We start from the raw sequence: 19,205 nt of genomic DNA, 5'->3' as shown, positions 1-19,205 counted from the left end.
AATTCTTATGAAAAAGACATTCTTTATTGTAATATTCTTTATTATTATTTCCTGTGGTAAAAAAAAGGAAGAAAGTTATATTATAAATAACCATGAATATATAATTAAAACCGATAGCGTTCAAGAGCTATTAATTTATAAAGACACTTTAAAATTTTATTATTTAAAAGGTAAATTAGTATCGGTGATCATAAATAACTTTATAACACCAGAATATGATACCGTTAAAGATGATCCATTTTTTGATAAAACTATTTATTGTATAAATGAGAACAATGAATTTGATGCTGCAATTAAAGATTACTATGGAACAAATACCTTAGCTAGTTTTGTGGATGATTATGAATATGTTTTTAAAGATAATATTTGGCAAAATAACGGGAGAATAAGAAGTTTTTTTTATGATTTTGAAGCAATGAACTTAGATATTGCTCTGGCAAGAAATAATTATTATAACTTTCCTGAATTTATTAAAAAAGCACCTAAAGATAGTTTAACACTTTTATCTATTGATCAGGATAAAGAAATCGATTTTTACGATGTTGAAAGCTTAAAAAAATTGAAAAAACTGTCTAATAAAAGTTTTGTATTTAAGTATTTAAAAGATATCAAGATTATCAATAATAGTAATGAGAAATTGATACTAGCAAAAATTATTGAAGAAGAAAACGGTAATGAATATTATATTAATTTAAAGGATATTATTTCAGACATTCGGATAGGTACTTGATATTTAAAAATTATCGTGGCTGAACCATAGTAAGCATACAATAGCCATTTCAATAACAAAGTGTATTAATTATTAAGCTACCGTAACTGGTAGCTTTTTGTTTATATAAGAATATTCTATTTTAGCACAAAAATTATAAAAACATGAAATTATTTCAATACGGTTTATTACTTTTTTTTGCATTTTCAATAATCTCTTGCAAAGATAACAGCCCAGAAAAAAAAGAAGATGTTTATCATCATAATGAAACGAAGAAGCTAAATCTTGATAAAATATTAAAAATAAACGAATATATCTTTAAAAGTTCTGAAAGTGGTTGCTTTTTTACAACATCTTATGATGATGGAACAGTATATGATCCTGAGCACGGAAATGACCTTGGTAATTTAGTAACTTTTTTGATTCCTAAAAATTTCAATTTTTTTAAAAAACATTCAAAATATATCAATAAAGATGATTATGAAAAATTAGAAAAATATGTTAATAAATTAAGCATAGAAGAACTAAAAAAGGCATTTGATATTTATGTATTATTAGTTGATAAAAAATACTTGGTGGCAACTCCTGGATATGATAGTGCCTATAAATTTACAGATAACTATCAGACAGATGTATATCAATATAGAAATAATGCATGGGAAAAAATCGAATCTTTCATTGTAGATTCTGATGAAAAGCATACTAAAGAAACAGAATGGAGATATGACTTTATTGAAAACAAAACAAAAGAGACTCAAATAGCTTTTTTTGATTCTATTTCCAAATTAAAAATTGACGATTCATGGTATCGAGATTATATTCTCCTCCTAGATTCTTATGAACCAAATTATAATTATACTTACTATATAAAAATATCTAAAGACTCTGTTTATATTGCTGAAAGAGCTTTAAAAGATTTACTAGTTCCTTTTCAGAATGAAGATACTTTGTTTTTATATCATAAAAAAAATCTTCTTACTGGTTCGAAGTACATAGAAAATAAGCAGATTCCCGAAGTCAAAATTGTAAAAGTAAAAGACAAGTATTATGTTACTAGTGAGGTTTTTGATTTGAAAAACAGTATTTCTACTAAACCTGCTAAATATGGTTTTTTAAATTATGAAATGAAGTGAGAATATTAAGATTATAATTTTAAAAGCTATAAAGTTTGATTTAGTAAATGAAAAAATTATCGAATTATATTTAAAAAAAGAAAAAGTAGAATGTCTTCCTGAAATCGGGAATGAATAAGTTGAGGTTTTAAATCGATTAGAGATGCAAAAGAAGCTATTTAAGAACAGAAAGTTGAAAAAACATGCGTTTGTACCTCAAGTCTTTTTTTTTGATAAATAGCATCTCATTAATTAACAAGGTAGAGTTAAAAAAAATAGCTGTCCTAAAATTCAGGACAGCTACTTTTTTTTATTTAGAATCTAAAAGCTTTGTTAGATCTTGTTGCTGAATACTTAGTTTTGATTGGAGTTTCAAGACTTCAAGCTCATATTCTTTAGATTTTATTTTATTTTGTTGAATTTTGTTTTCAGGAATTTTGTTAAGGCTTAATTCGTTTTGAATTTTTTGAATCTTATCCTCTGTTTTTTTGATATCTTTCTGCGTTCTTTCCGTCTTTTTTTGAGCAGATTCAATCTTTTTTTGACGCTTTTTAGCTTTATCTTGGTCTTGTTTTAAAAGGTCTTGTCTTTTTTGTAATTCTTTTTGATTCTCTAATGTTCTCTTTGCGTGCTCTTTTTCCTTGTTCAATAGTATTTCTTGACTTGAACTATTTGAACTTGTTTGCTGGCCATAAAAAGATTGTGATGTAATAAAGAGACAAATTGCTAAGCCTAAATTTTGTAGTATTCTCATGCTATTAATGTTTAAATATTTTATAATATTCGCACAAATATTATTCCAAAACATTTAGATCTCTTGTGTTTTAGTTATTTAGAATCATTTTACTGTATAACAAAACACCATTTTGTAAGAACTATAAATGGCGTTTTGTTAAGTAGAGTGTATAATTTCTAATTCAAACACTAAAGTTTTCTATAGAATTTATAGTGTTTCTATCAAAATCCAAGCTTCTGGATTTATAGTATTTTGAATCTCTATTTGTGCTTTTTCAGCTTCACGCATTGTGGCATAACTACCATATAAGACAGGGAAAAGTCCATGTTTATTTGCAGGAATTATTTTAGCATCAAATCCAGCTTTTTTTAATCTGTTGTAAGCTTTTTGAGCATTTTTTTCACTTCTAAATGCACCTGCCATAATGTGATATGACATTACTGATTTTTCTTCCTTTACAGAAAGAGTTACTGTTACGGCTGGCAGTGGATTTTTTATGAAGAAAGTGGCTTCTTGTATTTTATTCTGAACTTGTTTTTGAACAGCTGTTTCTACTAGAACAGTTTGACTAGCGATTTGATTCTGGTACATCGGGTAACCAATACTTCCTGTAACTCCTAATGCAAGTACAAAAATAGCAGCATATTTTAAATAAGAATTAGATCCTTTATAAGCTGAATGCAAGGCTACAGGTTCTTTTTCTTCAACTGTTTCTAATTCTAAAGCTTCTAGTTGTTTTTCAAATGATTCTCTTTTAACCATTGGAGAAACAAATGGGCTTAAACCAAATGAAGTAGCCAAATAATTTTTTTGATCATTTGGAGTAAACACTAGGTTTTTGTCAGCATTCATTCGGATTTGACCAACATTTTTAATAGAAAGGAAACCATTATCCTCTAATTCTTTTTTCCAAGTTGTAACTTCATAATGAACTGCGCTAACAGCAAATTTATACGATGTTTTTTCGGTAAGAGCAATATGATTTGCTAACAAACCATCGTTGTTTTTGATATGTGGGTTGAAAGAAATTAATTTTTTTGGTGGAAAAAATGAATTTGAACCTTCATTAAGTTCGGCCGATTGAATTTCGGTTAAAAAAGCTCCAAACCCAGGAACCGTTACACACTGATAACGATACAATAACTGCGCGATGTAAGTTTCGATTTTCATAGTAACAAAGTTAGGCAAGGAAAATAGTTATCAAAATTTTATTCACAATTTTTATTAACAATTCTCTATTTTTATTCAAACCAATGATATTTAGACGATTATAAATTTGTGCTTATTTTTAATTCTTTCAGATTGTTTTTTTAAACTTAATTTTTAGCAAGAATTTACCTAAAATTAGCATCTTTGTAATTAAGAAATGTTATTTTTATTTTATTTAATAATCCAAATTATTGTAACAAATGACCGAGCAAGATTTATTTTATTTATTGGCATTGCAAAGTGTTGAAGGAGTGGGAGATGTAATGGCAAAAAGGCTATTGCTGCAATGTGGTACTGCCGAAGATGTTTTTAAAACAAAATCATCGCAACTTTCTTTAATTGAAGGTGTTGGCTCAGTATTGTTGAAGAATATTAAGGAGAAATCAATTTTTGAAAAAGCACAAAAGGAACTCGATTTTATTCAGTCAAATGCTATTAAAGTAACGTTTTTTGATGAAAAAAACTATCCTGACCGATTAAAACATTGTATCGATGCGCCAGTTTTGTTATTTAGCTCTGGAAACATTGATTTGAAGAATAAAAAAATCATAAGTATCGTTGGAACGCGACAAATTACGTCATACGGAATGGAATTTTGTAAAAAACTGATAGAAGATTTGGTTCCATTAGATCCCGTTATTGTGAGTGGTTTTGCTTACGGAGTTGATATTGTAGCGCATCAATTGGCAATAGAGAATAATCTCCAGACTATTGGTGTTGTAGCGCATGGTTTGAATCAAATATATCCTAAAGTGCATAAAAAGTACGTTGCTCAAGTGGAGCAAAACGGGGGCTTTATGACTGAATTTTGGAGTTCTTCTAATCCTGATAAAGAAAATTTCGTACGAAGAAACCGAATTGTTGCTGGTATAAGTGAAGCTACAATAGTAATTGAATCTGCAGATAGAGGTGGCTCACTTATAACTGCCAACATGGCAAATGATTATAATCGTGATGTTTTTGCTGTTCCAGGACGTACAACCGACAAATACAGTCAAGGGTGTAATAACTTGATTAAAACCCAAAAAGCAAATGTATTAACCAATGCCGCCGATTTGATTTATATTTTGAACTGGGACGTTAAAAATGAGTCCAAATCAGTACAGAAGCAATTATTTGTTGAGTTAGACCCTGATGAACAGAAAGTATATGATTATTTGTTAAAAGTGGGTAAAGAGTTGATGGATATTATTGCTTTGAGATGTGATTTTCCGATTTACAAAATTTCAGGATTGCTTTTGAATATGGAGCTTAAAGGAGTAATTCGCCCTTTACCTGGAAAGTTATTTGAGGCTATTTAAAAAAAATAACCCTTTCAATATAAAACTGAAAGGGCTGGCTGTGATTGTATTTTGATCTAGTCTTTCTCTAATTAAAGAATTGTTTTTTTTTTGAGGTTGTCACTATTCTTTGTTGTCATAACTCCAAAAAGCTTCAGGACTAGGACCATCAAGCAGGCAATAAGCGGCATATGATATTCCTCGATTGCATCTTCTATAAGTCATGTTTAGATAGTTTTTTTATTTACTAAACCCTAGTTTTACTCGTACTCTTTCTAGAACTTCATTAGCAACAATTGCTGCTTTTTCGGCACCTTTTTTCAGTAACGCATCTACTTCGTCTAGGTTATTGATGTAGTAATTGTATCTTTCTCTTTCGGTTTTAAATTTCTCCGTAATCAATTCAAATAAAGCCTGTTTGGCATGACCGTAACCATAATTTCCACCTAAATAATTGGCTCTCATTGTAGCTATTTGATTTTCACTTGCCATAAGCGAATAAATTGCAAATGCATTACAAGTATCTGGGTTCTTAGGTTCTTCTAGTGGAGTACTATCCGTTTCGATACTCATTACTTGTTTGCGTAATGCTTTATCATCTAAAAATATATTGATAAAATTATTTGCTGATTTACTCATTTTCCCCCCGTTTGTTCCAGGAATCAACATACTGTCTTCTTGTATTTTAGCTTCAGGAACTACAAATGTTTCACCCATTTGGTGGTTAAAACGGGAAGCTACATCACGAGTAATTTCTACATGTTGTAATTGGTCTTTTCCTACTGGAACAAATTCAGCATCATACAGTAAAATATCTGCAGCCATTAACATTGGGTAAGAGAACAAACCTGCGTTTACATCATCAAGACGATCTGCTTTGTCTTTGAATGAATGTGCGAGAGTTAATCTTTGAAAAGGAAAAAAGCAACTCAAATACCAAGTTAATTCTGTTGTTTGTGTAACATCAGATTGTCTGTAAAAAGTAACACGGTCAATATCTAAACCAAAAGCAAGCCAGGCAGAAGCAACGCTAAAGGTGTTCTCTCTTAGAGTTTTACCATCTTTTATTTGTGTAATCGAATGCAAATCGGCGATAAACAAAAATGATTTGTTTTCGGGTTTGTTAGATAATTCGATTGCAGGAATAATTGCTCCTAATAAGTTGCCTAAATGCGGCGTTCCAGTACTTTGTACGCCAGTAAGTATTTTTGCCATGCTAAATTTTTTTCTTAACTGCAAAGTTCGCAAAGTTTTTTGCAAAGTCCGCAAAGTTTTTTACAAAGATCTTTAAATTAGTTTTCACCATAAAGAGCATAAAGTTATTTAACCGCTGAGGACGGAGAGTTTTTCACAGCGTTCACTAAGTATTTGAGGCACTTAGAAGTTGTTAATTACTCTTCTGTTTCCGTTCTTTAGTAAAATTTCATTGAAATTTATTAGTAAACCGAGTTTGTAATTTCCCAATTTTAAGTAGGTTAGGGTTTGGGCTAAATGAATTGTACTTAAAGTTTCTACACTTTTAAGTTCAATTATTAGTTTATTTTCAACCAGCAAATCAACACCATAGCTGCAATCTAATTTAACTTCTTCAAAAGTAATTGGCATTGCTTTTTCTTTCTCAACAAAAAGACCATGTTTTGTAATTTTGTAAAGCAAACATTCTTAGTAGGTATTCTTTAGTAAACCCGGTCTAGTGCTTTGTGTACTTGAATTGCCAATCCAATTATTGTGGTTGATATTTCGTTCTCTGTCATAACTATTTTGAATAAATTATTAAAATTTAACACTTTATTTCTTATGATTATTCTTTATTTTCTCTGCGAAAAACTTTGTGCTCTCTGTGTTAAATAAACACCTTGTTAACTTTGCAGTAAATTAAAAACTTGGCAGTTAATTTCTTTACTAGTGAATTCTTTTTTGCAAAATTCATTTCTGTTTTCTTACTTTTGGGTTTATGAAAGGAATTAAAATTGTTTTTTGGGTTATTTGGCGTATTTGGTTTTATGTTTTAATGGCAATCCCGATATTGGTAATGTTTCCATTTTTAGTACTGTCTATTCTTACTGAAAGTGGGTATCCGTATTTTTTTAGGATGGCAAGAATTTGGGCAAAATTTATCCTTTTTGGAATGGGTTTTTATTACAAAGTAGAGAAGGAGCAAGCTCTTGATCCTAATAAAAGTTATATGATTGTTGCTAATCATACTTCGATGACTGACATTATGCTTACGTTGGCAATTATTAAAAATCCATTTGTTTTTGTTGGAAAGAAAGAGCTTTCTAAGATTCCTTTGTTTGGCTTTTTCTATAAAAGAACCTGTATTTTGGTGGATCGAAAATCTTCAAAAAGTAAAATGGATGTTTTTAACAGGGCACAAAAACGTCTGAATCAGGGGTTAAGTATTTGCATTTTTCCTGAAGGAGGAGTTCCTGATGATGAATCGATTGTTTTAGATGAATTTAAAGATGGTGCTTTTCGTTTGGCAATTGAACATCATATTCCGATAGTTCCAATTACATATGCGGATAATAAAAAGCGGTTTTCATATACTTTTTTTAGTGGAAGTCCCGGAAAAATGAGAGTAAAAATTCATTCATTTATAGAAACAACATCGCTTCAACCCGAAGATAGAAAAACTCTTCGCGATCAAGTAAGACAGCTAATTTATAAGCAACTATTAGTCTTTTGCAAAGACAATACGGTTCAAGCAGATATTGTTTTGCAAAATGAATAATCTAGGATTAATTCTTAAAAAAGTAAATTTTATTCTATCGATGAATGATTTTTTGTGAAATAAAATTCATGACAATTCTTAATTTTCTTTTAGTTATCCAGCGTTTTTGGAATAACGTCTCCAGTTTCTTCTTCATCTTTTACATTTAAAAAATTCATATAAATAAGCTTTTTAAGGCTTAAAACCAGGTGTTCTTTATGTAGATGTTATTTGTTGGATAAGGTTGCGTAAAAAGTATAAAAAAACCCGAAAATATTTTCGGGTTTTTTTTATTTTTAGGCATTTGCCAATTCTTTGATATGTGCTTTTATCTTAATTTCTAATTCATCAGCTAATTCTGGATTGTCTTTAATTAGCGATTTTACTGCATCACGTCCTTGTCCTAATTTAGTTTCACCGTAGCTAAACCATGAACCTGCTTTCTTAACGATTTCAAATTCAACAGCTAAATCTAAAATTTCTCCTGTTTTAGAAACTCCTTCTCCGTACATAATGTCGAATTCAGCAGTCTTAAATGGTGGGGCAACTTTATTTTTAACGATTTTTACTTTGGTTCTATTACCAATTACATTGTCACCGTCTTTGATTTGAGATGAACGGCGAATATCTAAACGTACTGAAGCGTAAAATTTTAAGGCATTACCACCTGTTGTCGTTTCTGGATTTCCAAACATTACACCAATTTTTTCTCTTAACTGGTTAATGAAGAATACTGTACAGTTTGTTTTGCTAATTGTTCCTGTAAGTTTACGAAGTGCTTGTGACATTAAACGAGCATGAAGACCCATTTTTGAATCTCCCATTTCTCCTTCGATTTCACTTTTTGGAGTTAATGCTGCAACTGAGTCAATTACAACAATATCAATTGCTCCTGAACGAATTAAATTCTCGGCAATTTCTAGTGCTTGTTCTCCATTGTCTGGTTGAGAAATAATTAAGTTTTCGATATCGATTCCTAATTTCTCAGCATAATTTCTATCAAATGCATGCTCAGCATCTATAAATGCTGCAATTCCACCTGCTTTTTGAGCTTCAGCAATAGCATGTAATGTTAGGGTTGTTTTCCCAGAAGATTCTGGTCCGTATATTTCGATAATTCTTCCTTTTGGGTAACCGTTTACTCCTAAGGCTAAATCAATCCCTAATGAACCTGATGAAATTGTTTCTACTTCTACAATGGCTTTATCGCCCATTTTCATCACGGTTCCTTTTCCGTAAGTCTTATCAAGTTTATCAAGCGTAAGTTGTAGCGCTTTTAATTTGGCTTCTTTCTCTGAACTCATCTTTTCTTTTTCTTTCATCTAAATTGTTGTAATTTTTTTATAATAAATCAATATAGTTTTAGATTATTGATTTTATTTTTTTGGCTTGTAGTCGACGTAAATTTACTTCTTTTTTTTGAAGTTGCAACGGGATTTGTTTTCTATTTAAGAGTGTACTTTTTTAAATAAATAAGGCTCGAAGTTCTGTTGCTTCTTCTGGTTTTATTTTTCCGGCCAATAACAAACTTAGTTGCTTACGACGTAATGCTGCTTCGAAACGTTGTTTTTCAAGTTCTGTTTCTGGCTCAATTGGCGGTACTTCAACAGGTCTTCCTGTATCATCTACAGCAACAAATGTATAAATTGCCTCATTGGCTTTTGTGCGAAATCCCGATTCCCGATCTTCTACCCAAACATCAATATAAATCTCCATAGAACTTTTAAAAGAGCGTGATACTTTTGCTTCAATTGTTACAACGGCTCCCAGTGGAATTGCTCTGTTAAAAGCAACATGATTTACAGAAGCTGTAACTACAATTCGGCGTGAATGTCTTCGGGCAGCAATACTTGCAGCACGATCCATTCGAGCTAATAATTCGCCACCAAAAAGATTGTTTAAAGGATTAGTTTCGCTCGGTAAAACCAAATCGGTTAATATTGTTAAAGATTCTGAAGGATGTTTTGGTTTCATTTTAATTATTATATTGTTGATTTTTAAGGTCTTAACGAATAGGTGCTAAGATTTATTATTCGGGTCAAATGTAATGATTAATTGGACTTTTTCTAATGTTAGATTTCTTAGATTAATATAAAACCAATTTTTATAAATTTTGGGTTTTTATAGGAAAGGCATGGATATTAATATAAAAATGACACTTTATAATTTTATTAAATATCATTTTAAAATACAAACTGGGGGTGTTTAAGTATTTCAGAAGCTTATTTGGTTAATTGAGCCAATATACCGCTACAACTGCTGGAATAAAGTAGATTGCAATTGTTCTTGCTCCATCATAATCTTTGGCTAATCTTTGCCCAAAAAGGAGCATTATTAAGGTAATACAAGAGAATATTGCACCATAAAGTCCAAATTCTCTTCCGCTGTTTAAAAACAATTGGATTGATCCTACGATACAAAGAATTCCTGATATTAATTCTAAAACAAGGATATTAAATAAGGCAAGAGGTACTTGGTTTTTTAGTTGTGTTTTTGCAAAATGTTCTTTTAACCAGCTTACATTATCTTTCCAATAAAAAATTTTGTCGTAACCTGATTGTATGAATGTAACAGCTAAGAATATTAAAATTAGAATTGAGGCAATATTGTTCATTTTTTTATTTTTTATGAATTAAACGTGTTAATTTTATAGATAAATCGGTTAAAATTATTTTAGCATTTCCGTTGCGCTCAATATGATACATCGCATCAGATAGTTCTTTGAATATATCGTTAATGTTGTTTCCGTTTACAAATGGCGCGAAATTTTCTAATTTAAATTTTTCGACCTTTGGTTCCATATATACTAAGCTAGGGGCTTGATAGTTAAGCAACAGGGCTTGGCGAAACATTTCGATACAAAATTCTAAAAATTTTTTCTGGCTTTCTCTTCCTAAAGCAGCAATTTGCTCACTCCAGGTAATTAAATCTTGTATTGCAGCTGCATTTCCTTTGGCTTTAAAAGCGGCACGAACCCATGTTACGAACCATTGTTCAAAAGGATATTCTTCGTCATCATTTTTTATAAGATGTAAGGCTTTGTTGTAGTTGCCTTGTGCCTGATGTGCTATTTTTAATGCGACATTAGGTTCTAAGTTTTCTTTAGCGACTAGTGCGTCAGCAATTATTTGCTCACTTAATCCATTGAAATGTAATACTTGACAACGGGAACGTATAGTTTGAATAATTGATTCTTCGTTTTCGGATATTAAGATAAAAATGGTTTTGTCGGAAGGCTCTTCTAGTAACTTTAAAAGTTTATTTGATGCTGCGATATTCATTTTATCTGCCATCCAGATGATCATAATTTTATAGCCACCTTCATATGATTTTAATGCAAGAGATTTTAAAACTTCTTGTGCATCTTCTACTCGAATTTCGCCTTGTTTGTTTTGAACTCCAAGTATTTTATACCAATCGAATAATCCTCCATAAGGCATTTCTTGAATGAAATTACGCCAATCTTGAATGAAATCTAAACTTTTAGGTTTGGTTTTTACATCTTCGGTTGTTACGGTTGGATATATAAAGTGCAAGTCAGGATGAGACATGGACTGAAACTTTAAATTGCAGGATGTATTCCCGTTTTCATTTTCAGGACCAGAATTTCCACACAATATATATTGAGCGTATGCGATGGCAGCGGGTAAAGTACCAGATCCTTCTGCTCCTATAAATAATTGTGCATGAGGTATTCTACCTGAGGAAGCAGTTTTTATTAAGTGGTTTTTGATGTGGTCTTGCCCTAAAATTTCAGAAAATTGCATGAAGCAAAGATAGTAGAAAATGATTTAGTCGAAAATTTTCATATATAAAGTTTATTGCCTCAAATACGATGTTTTTCTCACTGTATTTAAAAATTCTATTAGGTAAAAATTATTTTTTTAATAGATTTTAACCTTTTTTGGCGATTTTATCTACTTACTTGAGTGTTAAAATACTTAAATATACCAAATCCATTAAAAAGTTTTCCATACGGAAACAATGTTAATATTTTCTTGTTAATGTTATTTTTAAAATATTTTAAAAGGTAAGTTTTTTTTAGTATAAAAAAATTAACATGTTGGCATTTAGCTAGGTAAATAGTATTAGAGTGATGCATAATAGTTTTTCTTAGATGCTCTAAAATAACCGATAAAATGACATAAATAATCGTTATATGACTTGATTTTGTCATCTTTTGGCTCTTTTTAGGCAAAAAAAGAGCTATAATAATTGCGAGTTAACTTTATTTACATATTTTTGTTTTTATAATTGAATTTTTAAATCAGAATTTATGAAAGGGAAAATTATTTTTTTAAGCATCTTTTTAATGTTGTCAACTGAGATGGTATTATCTCAAGCGAAGAATGCTCCCCAAAGTATTATTAGCACAACAGCACTGATCAGAAAATACCATGATCAAAAAGAATTAAAAGGTATGCAAAAAGGTGAATTATTAGAATTATACATCGAACGTATCAAAGTTTTGGTAAAAACATTACCATATATCGCTTTGGCTACTAAACCTGGAGTTACGATGGTTGATCTTGGTATTCCGATGGATAATGAAAACAAAAAAATTCAAGATGCTCAAGTATCATCAACTAATTCATTTCTTGACGTAACTGTTGAATTTCAAAGAAAAATGATGCCCTACTCTGATAAAGATAATTTGATTGCAGCGATTTTGTTTTATGAAAACACATTGAAAACATTGCATCTTTTTAATGAGAACAACGAATAATTATGTACCTATTTATTCTCATCAATGATAAAATGTATTGTTGAATTGAGATGCAGGATATATACAACTCGTTTTCGGTGTTTTCTTTGATTTATCAGGAAAATATCGAAATGAGTTTTTTTAATTTTCATTAACTCAAATATTATTTAGTGTTAATATTAAAACCTACTACCATGAAAAAATTATTACAAATTATTTGGATTGCCCTTTTTGCGGTGTGCAGCGTAAATGCACAACAAGAAAAAGGAATAATGGGTTATAGCAACTGGTTAAACAATTGGACAGAATTTAAGCCCAATAAAGTTGACTATGGAGAGCCTAATCAAATTTTGGCAGGAAAAATATCAGTAAATACAAAATTATTAAAGAGGAATATTTATGTTCTTCAAGGTAATGTTTACGTAACAAACAATGCCGTCCTTACTATCGAACCCGGCACATTAATTATTGGCGACTATGAATCAAAAGGAACTCTTGTTATTACAAAAGGAGCTTCGATTATAGCCGACGGTTTAGAAACGGATCCTATCGTTTTTACTTCAAATAAAGGTGTTAAGAAAGCCGGAGACTGGGGTGGAATTGTGATTTTGGGCGATGCTCCAATAAATAAATTTGGTAATATTTCATCTTTTAATTTTGACCTTGATCCATCGTTAACTACTTATGGAGGAGAAAATCCTGCAGGAAATTCGGGTATATTAAGATATGTAAGAATTGAATTTGCAGGTAAAAAAGTAAGAGGTGCAGGAAGTTTTAATGCATTGACATTAGCTGGTGTTGGTAATAAAACGATTTTAGAAAACGTAATGGCTAGCTTCTCAGGAGGGGATTCATTTGATATGATAGGTGGTGATTTAAATGTTACCAAGTTTGTTTCATACAAGTCTATAAACAATGATTTTAAATTTACTCAAGGAACTCAATGTAAAATATATAATTCTTTGGCAGTTAGATCTTCTTATTTAACTAGTAACAAAGAGGGTTCCCGTTGTATGGAAGTTGTTTCTTATGATAAAAAAGAAGAAACAGATTTTACTAAAAAACAAACTTTGGTTACAGCGGCTAATATTACAATGTTAAATGATAGTGACAATATTAGTGCAGATATACAATCCGGATTAGTAAAAGAAGCTATATATGTTGGAAGTAACGCAGCTCTTGAGATTAAAAGAAGTGTAATCTCAGGGTTTAATCCAGCAGTTATATTAGATAGCAAAATCGAAATAAATGATGCTAATTTGAAAAAAATAAAATTTGAGGAAATGTATTTCAATTTATGTAAAGGAAATATTTTTACTGAGTTTAATTCAAATAATGAAGACTTAGAGAATTGGTATGGTAACAGTATCTTCTTTAATGTTTATTCTCAAAGCAATAATAGCGAAACTTTTATAGATATCTCAAATCCAAAAAGACCCGATTACAGACTTAATATTGGTAAAATTACTGCTTCGAACAAATAGGCGACCTGCCTATTAGTTTGATTCTTATTTTTTAAATGATTTAGTCAGAAAGACAGTTACTGTTTTTAATTGGAAACATATAAGATGAAAAAGAATGACTACCCCACTTTGTAAAAGAATATCATGCATGTTGTTATTTGGATTACTTGTGACAACTAATTATACATTCGCTCAAGAGGTAATTACAGAAAAATCTATTTTTCCTGTTTCCTCGATTTGCTTAAATGTTGAAGAACGTCTTTGCTCTTCAACAATTTTAGAATTAAGTACTACAAATGAGTTTATAGTAGAGTTGTCTGCCCCCAAAGGTAGCTTTGCTATAAATTCAGCAGTAGTACATAGTTCTAATGATATAAGTGCTGATCCCAAATCGTCATTTACTTCATGGAATAATCTTGTAAATACATTAGATGTAAACTGTAAGTATGATTTCTCTGAAACTTTTATAGATAGTTTATTGTTTTTTGATATTGATGTAATTAAAGAACGTATGATATGATAAGAACATTACCTACTAATCTTCACATATGCTTTCTTTTTTTTTATCTGTTTTTTTTTGTAAATACAAATGTATCAGCACAAATAACTATTGGACAACCTACATTTAACTTTAGCCCAGTTTGTGCTAGTCCTACATTCAATAGCTATGATGTGAGTTTTAATTTTTCACCTGTTACTGGATTGTTAGCGACTAATCAGTTTATAGTTGAGTTATCAGAACCTAATGGAAGTTTTACTAAGGCGACGATGATATATACTTCTGCTGTTGGAGAAATTGTAACATCCCCAGGCAAAATTACAATTGTATTTCCAACAAATACAGGAGGAGAAAAATATAGACTTAGAATAAAAAGTACAGCTCCAGCTGTTACTGGTCAGCCTTCGATTGAATTTCCGGCATACTATAGAGCTCATAATTCTCAGTATACTATAAATAACTTTATTCCTACTGCTACGTATTGTGCTGGTGGTAATTATGTTTTATCAATCGATAATCCTGGAGGACCACTTAATGATTCTCCTTTAAAGCATCCTAGTTTAACTTACAATTGGTATAAAAACAATGGGTTTTTTTTGCCTGAAACATTGGTAGCTACTGCTACTAATGGTAGTTATACCGTTACGCAACCAGGTGTTTATTATGCCAGAACTAATTATGGTGCTTGTATATTAAGTTCAAATTCTTACTCTAATCAAGTTACTGTTACAGAATCAACAACAGATGCAAATACGACTATAACGTCTAGTTTAGGGAATCCATTTTGTCCAAACGGCGGAAATACTACATTAAGTGTTTCTGGTGGTATAAAATACGAATGGTTTAAAGAGGGAGTTAAAATCGAGGGAGCAAATAAACAAACTTACGATACAAAAGTTAGTGGATTGTATAGTGTTAAAATCGATTTTGGAGGTTGTATAGGAAATGGATCTATTAATCTGCAAAGCGAAGGATCTTTCACTGGGAATATTAATATACCAAATAATAATACTATCAATGTAGAAACAGGAGAAACATTGGATGTAATCGTAACTAGTGATGCCGTTGATCCTTCTTATAAATGGTATATAAATGGTACTCTTATTACAGATGCAATTACAGATAGTTATTTAATTACAACTGTGGGTAATTATAAAGTTGCTGTTACACAAACTACAGGTTGTAGTACAACAAAAGAATTTAATTTTCAAGTAACCGATTCAAATCTTAAAAACATTCCTAACATAGTGAGTCTAAGCAATGGATTTAATACTTGGGATTTACCAGGAGATTATAAAAATGCAGAAACAAATGTTATGATTGTTAGTTCACAAGGACAGGTCATGTTTAATGGTGTGGATTATGACCCTACCAAATGGGAAATAAAAGATTTTAAAAATATAAATCCAGTTTACTATTACATTATCACAAAGGGTAGTGAAGAAAAAAAAGGATCTATAACTGTAATTAAATAATATGAAGAAAATTTTACTATTCATTATTTTTCTTTACGGCTCTACACAAGTACTCTATTCTCAAGACAATATAAAAGGGGATGGAGTTGTTCCATTTTCTATACCTATCCGAAATTCATTAAAATTTAATAGATATATAATTAACCCTGCTTTTAGTTTTGTTAGGGAACAAAATACCTATGCTAGTTTTTATAACAAGCGTCAATGGGTACAATTTGATAATGCACCACAAACCTATTTATTTAGTTATTCTGGAAGATTTAGAGAAAATCAAGGAATAGGAGTTGGTTTATTCCAGCAAAACTATGGTCTTATAACTACTTTTGGAATTGTTGGAAACTTTGCTCATAATGTAGTACTCCAAGAAGAAAGTAATTTGACTTTTGGTGCCAATGTTGGTTTTTATAAAAGCGGACTGGATCAAGGTAAAATTATTTCAAACGATTCAAATCTTAACATAGATAACATACCTTCTAATTCGTTACTTACTATAAATCCAGGGATTAACTACGGAAACGCCTTTTTAGATGTAGGATTGTCTGTAAATAACCTACTGCTATACAATTTTGCCACATCAGAGATGGTGAAAGACAATCCAGAACAGGCCGTTGAGGTGCACCTTATGTATACTGGATATATTGATGCTTATGGTTTTTTTGATAGAAGTAAATTTTCTGGGCTTGTAAAATCAGAATTTAAGAAAGACAAAACTGTAATTTCTGGATTGGCTATGATTTCTATTCCAAAAGGATTCTGGGCTCAAGCAGGTTACAATACATTATACGGAATGTCAGCGGGATTTGGTGTTAATGTAACACCAAAAATTGCTATTGAATATAATTACGAAAAAGGGACTGGAAATTTCTCCAATTTTGGAGCTTCACATGAATTTGTCATTGCTTATAAATTTAAAAGTAGAAACTACTATTATGGTGATAATGAAGAGGATGATGGTGCACTTATCGCTCCTGGAGAAGTAAAGAAAATGGCACCAGCTAAGATTACAAGTCCTGTTACAAAAACTAATGGAGCAGAAAAAGCAAAACTAGCTGCTGAAGCGAAAGCCAAAGCAGATGCCGCAATACTTCAGGCAAGGTTAGAAGCTCAGGCTAAAGTTAAAGCAGATGCTGAGGCAAAAATTAAATTAGCTGCTGATGCCAAAGCCAAAGCTAATGCCGAAGCAATTCAGGCAAGACTAAGTGCTCAAGCTAAAATTAAAGCAGATGCTGAAGCTAAAATTAAATTAGCAGCCGATAATAGAGCCAATGTTAATGCCATAGCGCAAGCCAGAATAGCAGCAGCAAAATTAAAAGCAGCTCAGTCTATAGCTGATGCTGAGGCTAAAAGAGCAAAACTTGCTGCAGATAATAAGGCTAAAGCCGATGCAGCAGCTCAAGCTAGATTAAAAGCAACACAGTCTGTGGCAGATGCTGAAGCAAATAGAGCAAAATTAGCAGCAGATGCTAAAGCTAAAGTCGATGCAGCAGCACAAGCCAAATTAGATGCTGCGAAGTCTAATGCTGATGCTGAAGCGCTAAAAGCAAAACAACTTTCATCAGACGGAAAAACTAAAGTAGATGCAACCGTACTAGTAGCAAAACTAGCTGCAGATGCCAAAGCGAAAGAAGATGCCGCAACCTTACAAGCAAAACTTGCAGCTGATACAAAAGTAAAAGCTGATGCCGCTGCTCTACAGTTAAAATTAGATGCTGACGCTAAAGCGAAAGCCGATGCGCTTAAGGTTAAGTTAGCTGCAGATGCTAAAGCTAAAGCAGATGCTATTCAGGTAAAACTTGATGCCGATGCCAAATTAAAAGCTGATGCTAAAGCAAAAGTCGAGGCGGCAGAATTGAAAGCAATAATAGATGCTGATGCTAAAGCAAAAGCTGAATCAGATGCTTTACAAGCAAAACTGGCGGCGGAAGCCAAAGCCAAAGCGAAAGCCGATGCAATCGCATTTCAAGCTAAGCTAGTTGCTGATGCAAAAGCGAAAGCTAATACAGCCTTATTATTGGCTAAAGAAGCGGCAGATGCCAAAGCAAAAGCAGATGCTGAAGTAAAAGTAAAAGCTGATGCTGCAGCACTTATAGCAAAATTGGCAGCTGAAGTAAAGATTAAAGCCAAAGCCAAAGCTGATGCGGATGCAAAACTAGCAGCTGATGATAAAGCCAAAGCTGATGCTGACGCATTACAAATTAAGGTAGCTGCAGATGCCAAAACGAAAGCCGATGCTGATGCAAAAGCAAAATTGGAAGCTGACGCAAAAGCCAAAGCAGATGCACTAGAGGTAAAACTTGCTCAAGATGCAGTATTAAAAGCAAAACAAGCTTCAGAAGCAATAGCGGCAGCGAATGCGGCTAAAGATGAGAGTGCTAAATCAATTGATAATTTGACCAATATGTTTGATAGTTCATATAAAACACAAACTGATTTATTGAACCAATTGACAGTTACAGTTTCAAAAAAACAAAAAGACCTTAATGACCTTAGAGAAGAAAATGATTTAAGTGAAAAAGGAATATATAAAGAACCAAAACCTTTTAAAAGCGTTGCATCTGAAAATAGCGAGCTAGAGGCTTTGAAATTACAAATAGCACAAGTTAATAGAGAACAAAAAGATGCACTTGATAGGCTTACGAATTTGTATAATGAGAGACTTAAAAAAGTGCCAAATAAAAATGATGCACTTAACAAAAGTTATTTAGCCAAAATTGAAGCATTAAAAGTAGAACAATTAAAAGCTGAAAGAGAGAATACAGATTTGATTGCAAGTTTAGAAAAAATTAAACTTGAAACCGAAATAGAAAGAAAACGTAGAATTAAACGTGCAGCATTTGAGAATGACCAAGGCCGTTACCAACAAGATGTTGCTGCTTTAAAACGTATAAAAGAAACAACAAGACCAAGTAGTACACTATTAACAGCAAATGATTTTGATTTTGGAGATGAACAGTCAAACATGCAAATTATCAAGAACGTTAAGAATGCGCAAAGTGGATATTATTTGATTATTGCAGTTCATAGCAGTAGTGATAAAAGAGATCAATTTTTGACTAAAGCGGTTTCAGCAGGTCAATCAGATATAAATTTCTTTTACAATGTAAGTTCCAGTAAATATTACATCTATTATGAAAAGTATGACAATTTAACAGATGCGAGTAAAGCATTAGAGGCGAAGGGAAATAAATCATACAACGGAAAAATGTCTATTGTAAAAGTTGAAAACGAATAAAATAATATTGTATAAAATTATAAAAATAAGGACGCAAAGGAGCTTCTGATTTTAGAAGAACTATTGCTGAAT

17 protein-coding genes are annotated in these 19,205 nt (G+C 31.4%); 9 read left to right on the top strand and 8 right to left on the bottom strand.

Going from position 1 to position 19,205, the window contains the following annotated elements:
* Nucleotides 1-7 precede the first annotated feature (7 nt).
* Together IUY40_RS15115 and IUY40_RS15110 are read left to right on the top strand one after the other, a co-directional pair.
* On the top strand, nucleotides 8-730 hold the full coding sequence (locus IUY40_RS15115) for a hypothetical protein (protein WP_195737698.1): 723 nt from the start codon (nucleotides 8-10) through the stop codon (nucleotides 728-730).
* A 143-nt stretch (nucleotides 731-873) separates the two neighbouring features.
* Nucleotides 874-1,842, top strand: a complete 969-nt coding sequence (locus IUY40_RS15110) for a hypothetical protein (RefSeq protein ID WP_195737697.1) — start codon at nucleotides 874-876, stop codon at nucleotides 1,840-1,842.
* A gap of 289 nt (nucleotides 1,843-2,131) precedes the next feature.
* Here IUY40_RS15110 and IUY40_RS15105 read toward each other — a convergent pair whose 3' ends face one another.
* Nucleotides 2,132-2,575, bottom strand: a complete 444-nt coding sequence (locus tag IUY40_RS15105) for a hypothetical protein (RefSeq protein ID WP_195737696.1) — start codon at nucleotides 2,573-2,575, stop codon at nucleotides 2,132-2,134.
* A 189-nt stretch (nucleotides 2,576-2,764) separates the two neighbouring features.
* Nucleotides 2,765-3,727 carry an SPOR domain-containing protein gene (locus IUY40_RS15100; protein WP_195737695.1) on the bottom strand — a complete coding sequence of 321 codons (963 nt, stop codon included), beginning with the start codon at nucleotides 3,725-3,727 and terminating at the stop codon, nucleotides 2,765-2,767.
* 239 nt (nucleotides 3,728-3,966) lie between these two features.
* On the opposite strand from IUY40_RS15100, the gene dprA reads away from it, so the two are divergent.
* On the top strand, nucleotides 3,967-5,067 hold the full coding sequence (gene dprA / locus IUY40_RS15095) for a DNA-processing protein DprA (RefSeq protein ID WP_195737694.1): 1,101 nt from the start codon (nucleotides 3,967-3,969) through the stop codon (nucleotides 5,065-5,067).
* Between the two features lie 219 nt (nucleotides 5,068-5,286).
* Here the strand turns inward: dprA and trpS are convergent, their stop codons facing one another.
* Nucleotides 5,287-6,261 carry a tryptophan--tRNA ligase gene (gene trpS, locus IUY40_RS15090; RefSeq protein ID WP_195737693.1) on the bottom strand — a complete coding sequence of 325 codons (975 nt, stop codon included), beginning with the start codon at nucleotides 6,259-6,261 and terminating at the stop codon, nucleotides 5,287-5,289.
* Between the two features lie 162 nt (nucleotides 6,262-6,423).
* Nucleotides 6,424-6,702, bottom strand: a complete 279-nt coding sequence (locus IUY40_RS15085; protein ID WP_229335574.1) for a GxxExxY protein — start codon at nucleotides 6,700-6,702, stop codon at nucleotides 6,424-6,426.
* A 298-nt stretch (nucleotides 6,703-7,000) separates the two neighbouring features.
* On the opposite strand from IUY40_RS15085, the gene IUY40_RS15080 reads away from it, so the two are divergent.
* Nucleotides 7,001-7,780: a lysophospholipid acyltransferase family protein gene (locus IUY40_RS15080; RefSeq protein WP_195737692.1), complete on the top strand. Its 780-nt coding sequence runs from the start codon at nucleotides 7,001-7,003 to the stop codon at nucleotides 7,778-7,780.
* A gap of 275 nt (nucleotides 7,781-8,055) precedes the next feature.
* Here the strand turns inward: IUY40_RS15080 and recA are convergent, their stop codons facing one another.
* From recA to IUY40_RS15060, 4 genes are all read right to left on the bottom strand, one after another.
* Nucleotides 8,056-9,063, bottom strand: a complete 1,008-nt coding sequence (recA, locus tag IUY40_RS15075; RefSeq protein WP_195737725.1) for a recombinase RecA — start codon at nucleotides 9,061-9,063, stop codon at nucleotides 8,056-8,058.
* Between the two features lie 160 nt (nucleotides 9,064-9,223).
* Nucleotides 9,224-9,733 carry an acyl-CoA thioesterase gene (locus tag IUY40_RS15070; RefSeq protein ID WP_195737691.1) on the bottom strand — a complete coding sequence of 170 codons (510 nt, stop codon included), beginning with the start codon at nucleotides 9,731-9,733 and terminating at the stop codon, nucleotides 9,224-9,226.
* 256 nt (nucleotides 9,734-9,989) lie between these two features.
* Nucleotides 9,990-10,373, bottom strand: a complete 384-nt coding sequence (locus IUY40_RS15065) for a DoxX family membrane protein (RefSeq protein WP_195737690.1) — start codon at nucleotides 10,371-10,373, stop codon at nucleotides 9,990-9,992.
* Between the two features lie 4 nt (nucleotides 10,374-10,377).
* Entirely contained in the window at nucleotides 10,378-11,526 is a 1,149-nt protein-coding gene (locus IUY40_RS15060; RefSeq protein ID WP_195737689.1) for a DNA polymerase III subunit delta', read from the bottom strand.
* A gap of 509 nt (nucleotides 11,527-12,035) precedes the next feature.
* On the opposite strand from IUY40_RS15060, the gene IUY40_RS15055 reads away from it, so the two are divergent.
* The 5 genes from IUY40_RS15055 (at nucleotide 12,036) to IUY40_RS15035 (ending at nucleotide 19,133) form a co-directional block, all read left to right on the top strand.
* Nucleotides 12,036-12,485, top strand: a complete 450-nt coding sequence (locus tag IUY40_RS15055) for a hypothetical protein (RefSeq protein WP_195737688.1) — start codon at nucleotides 12,036-12,038, stop codon at nucleotides 12,483-12,485.
* 173 nt (nucleotides 12,486-12,658) lie between these two features.
* Complete coding sequence (locus IUY40_RS15050) at nucleotides 12,659-13,948, top strand: hypothetical protein (RefSeq protein ID WP_195737687.1); 1,290 nt, start codon at nucleotides 12,659-12,661, stop codon at nucleotides 13,946-13,948.
* A gap of 94 nt (nucleotides 13,949-14,042) precedes the next feature.
* On the top strand, nucleotides 14,043-14,447 hold the full coding sequence (locus IUY40_RS15045; RefSeq protein ID WP_195737686.1) for a hypothetical protein: 405 nt from the start codon (nucleotides 14,043-14,045) through the stop codon (nucleotides 14,445-14,447).
* A complete protein-coding gene (locus IUY40_RS15040) occupies nucleotides 14,444-15,901 on the top strand; it encodes a gliding motility-associated C-terminal domain-containing protein (RefSeq protein ID WP_195737685.1) in 1,458 nt (485 codons plus the stop codon). Before IUY40_RS15045 ends, IUY40_RS15040 begins: the two co-directional genes overlap by 4 nt.
* A gap of 1 nt (nucleotide 15,902) precedes the next feature.
* A complete protein-coding gene (locus IUY40_RS15035) occupies nucleotides 15,903-19,133 on the top strand; it encodes a type IX secretion system membrane protein PorP/SprF (protein WP_195737684.1) in 3,231 nt (1,076 codons plus the stop codon).
* Nucleotides 19,134-19,205: the final 72 nt, after the last annotated feature.

It is taken from the genome of Flavobacterium sp. ALJ2 (assembly GCF_015594725.1).
Taxonomy (GTDB): domain Bacteria; phylum Bacteroidota; class Bacteroidia; order Flavobacteriales; family Flavobacteriaceae; genus Flavobacterium.
This window is presented reverse-complemented; position numbering and strand designations above follow the sequence as displayed.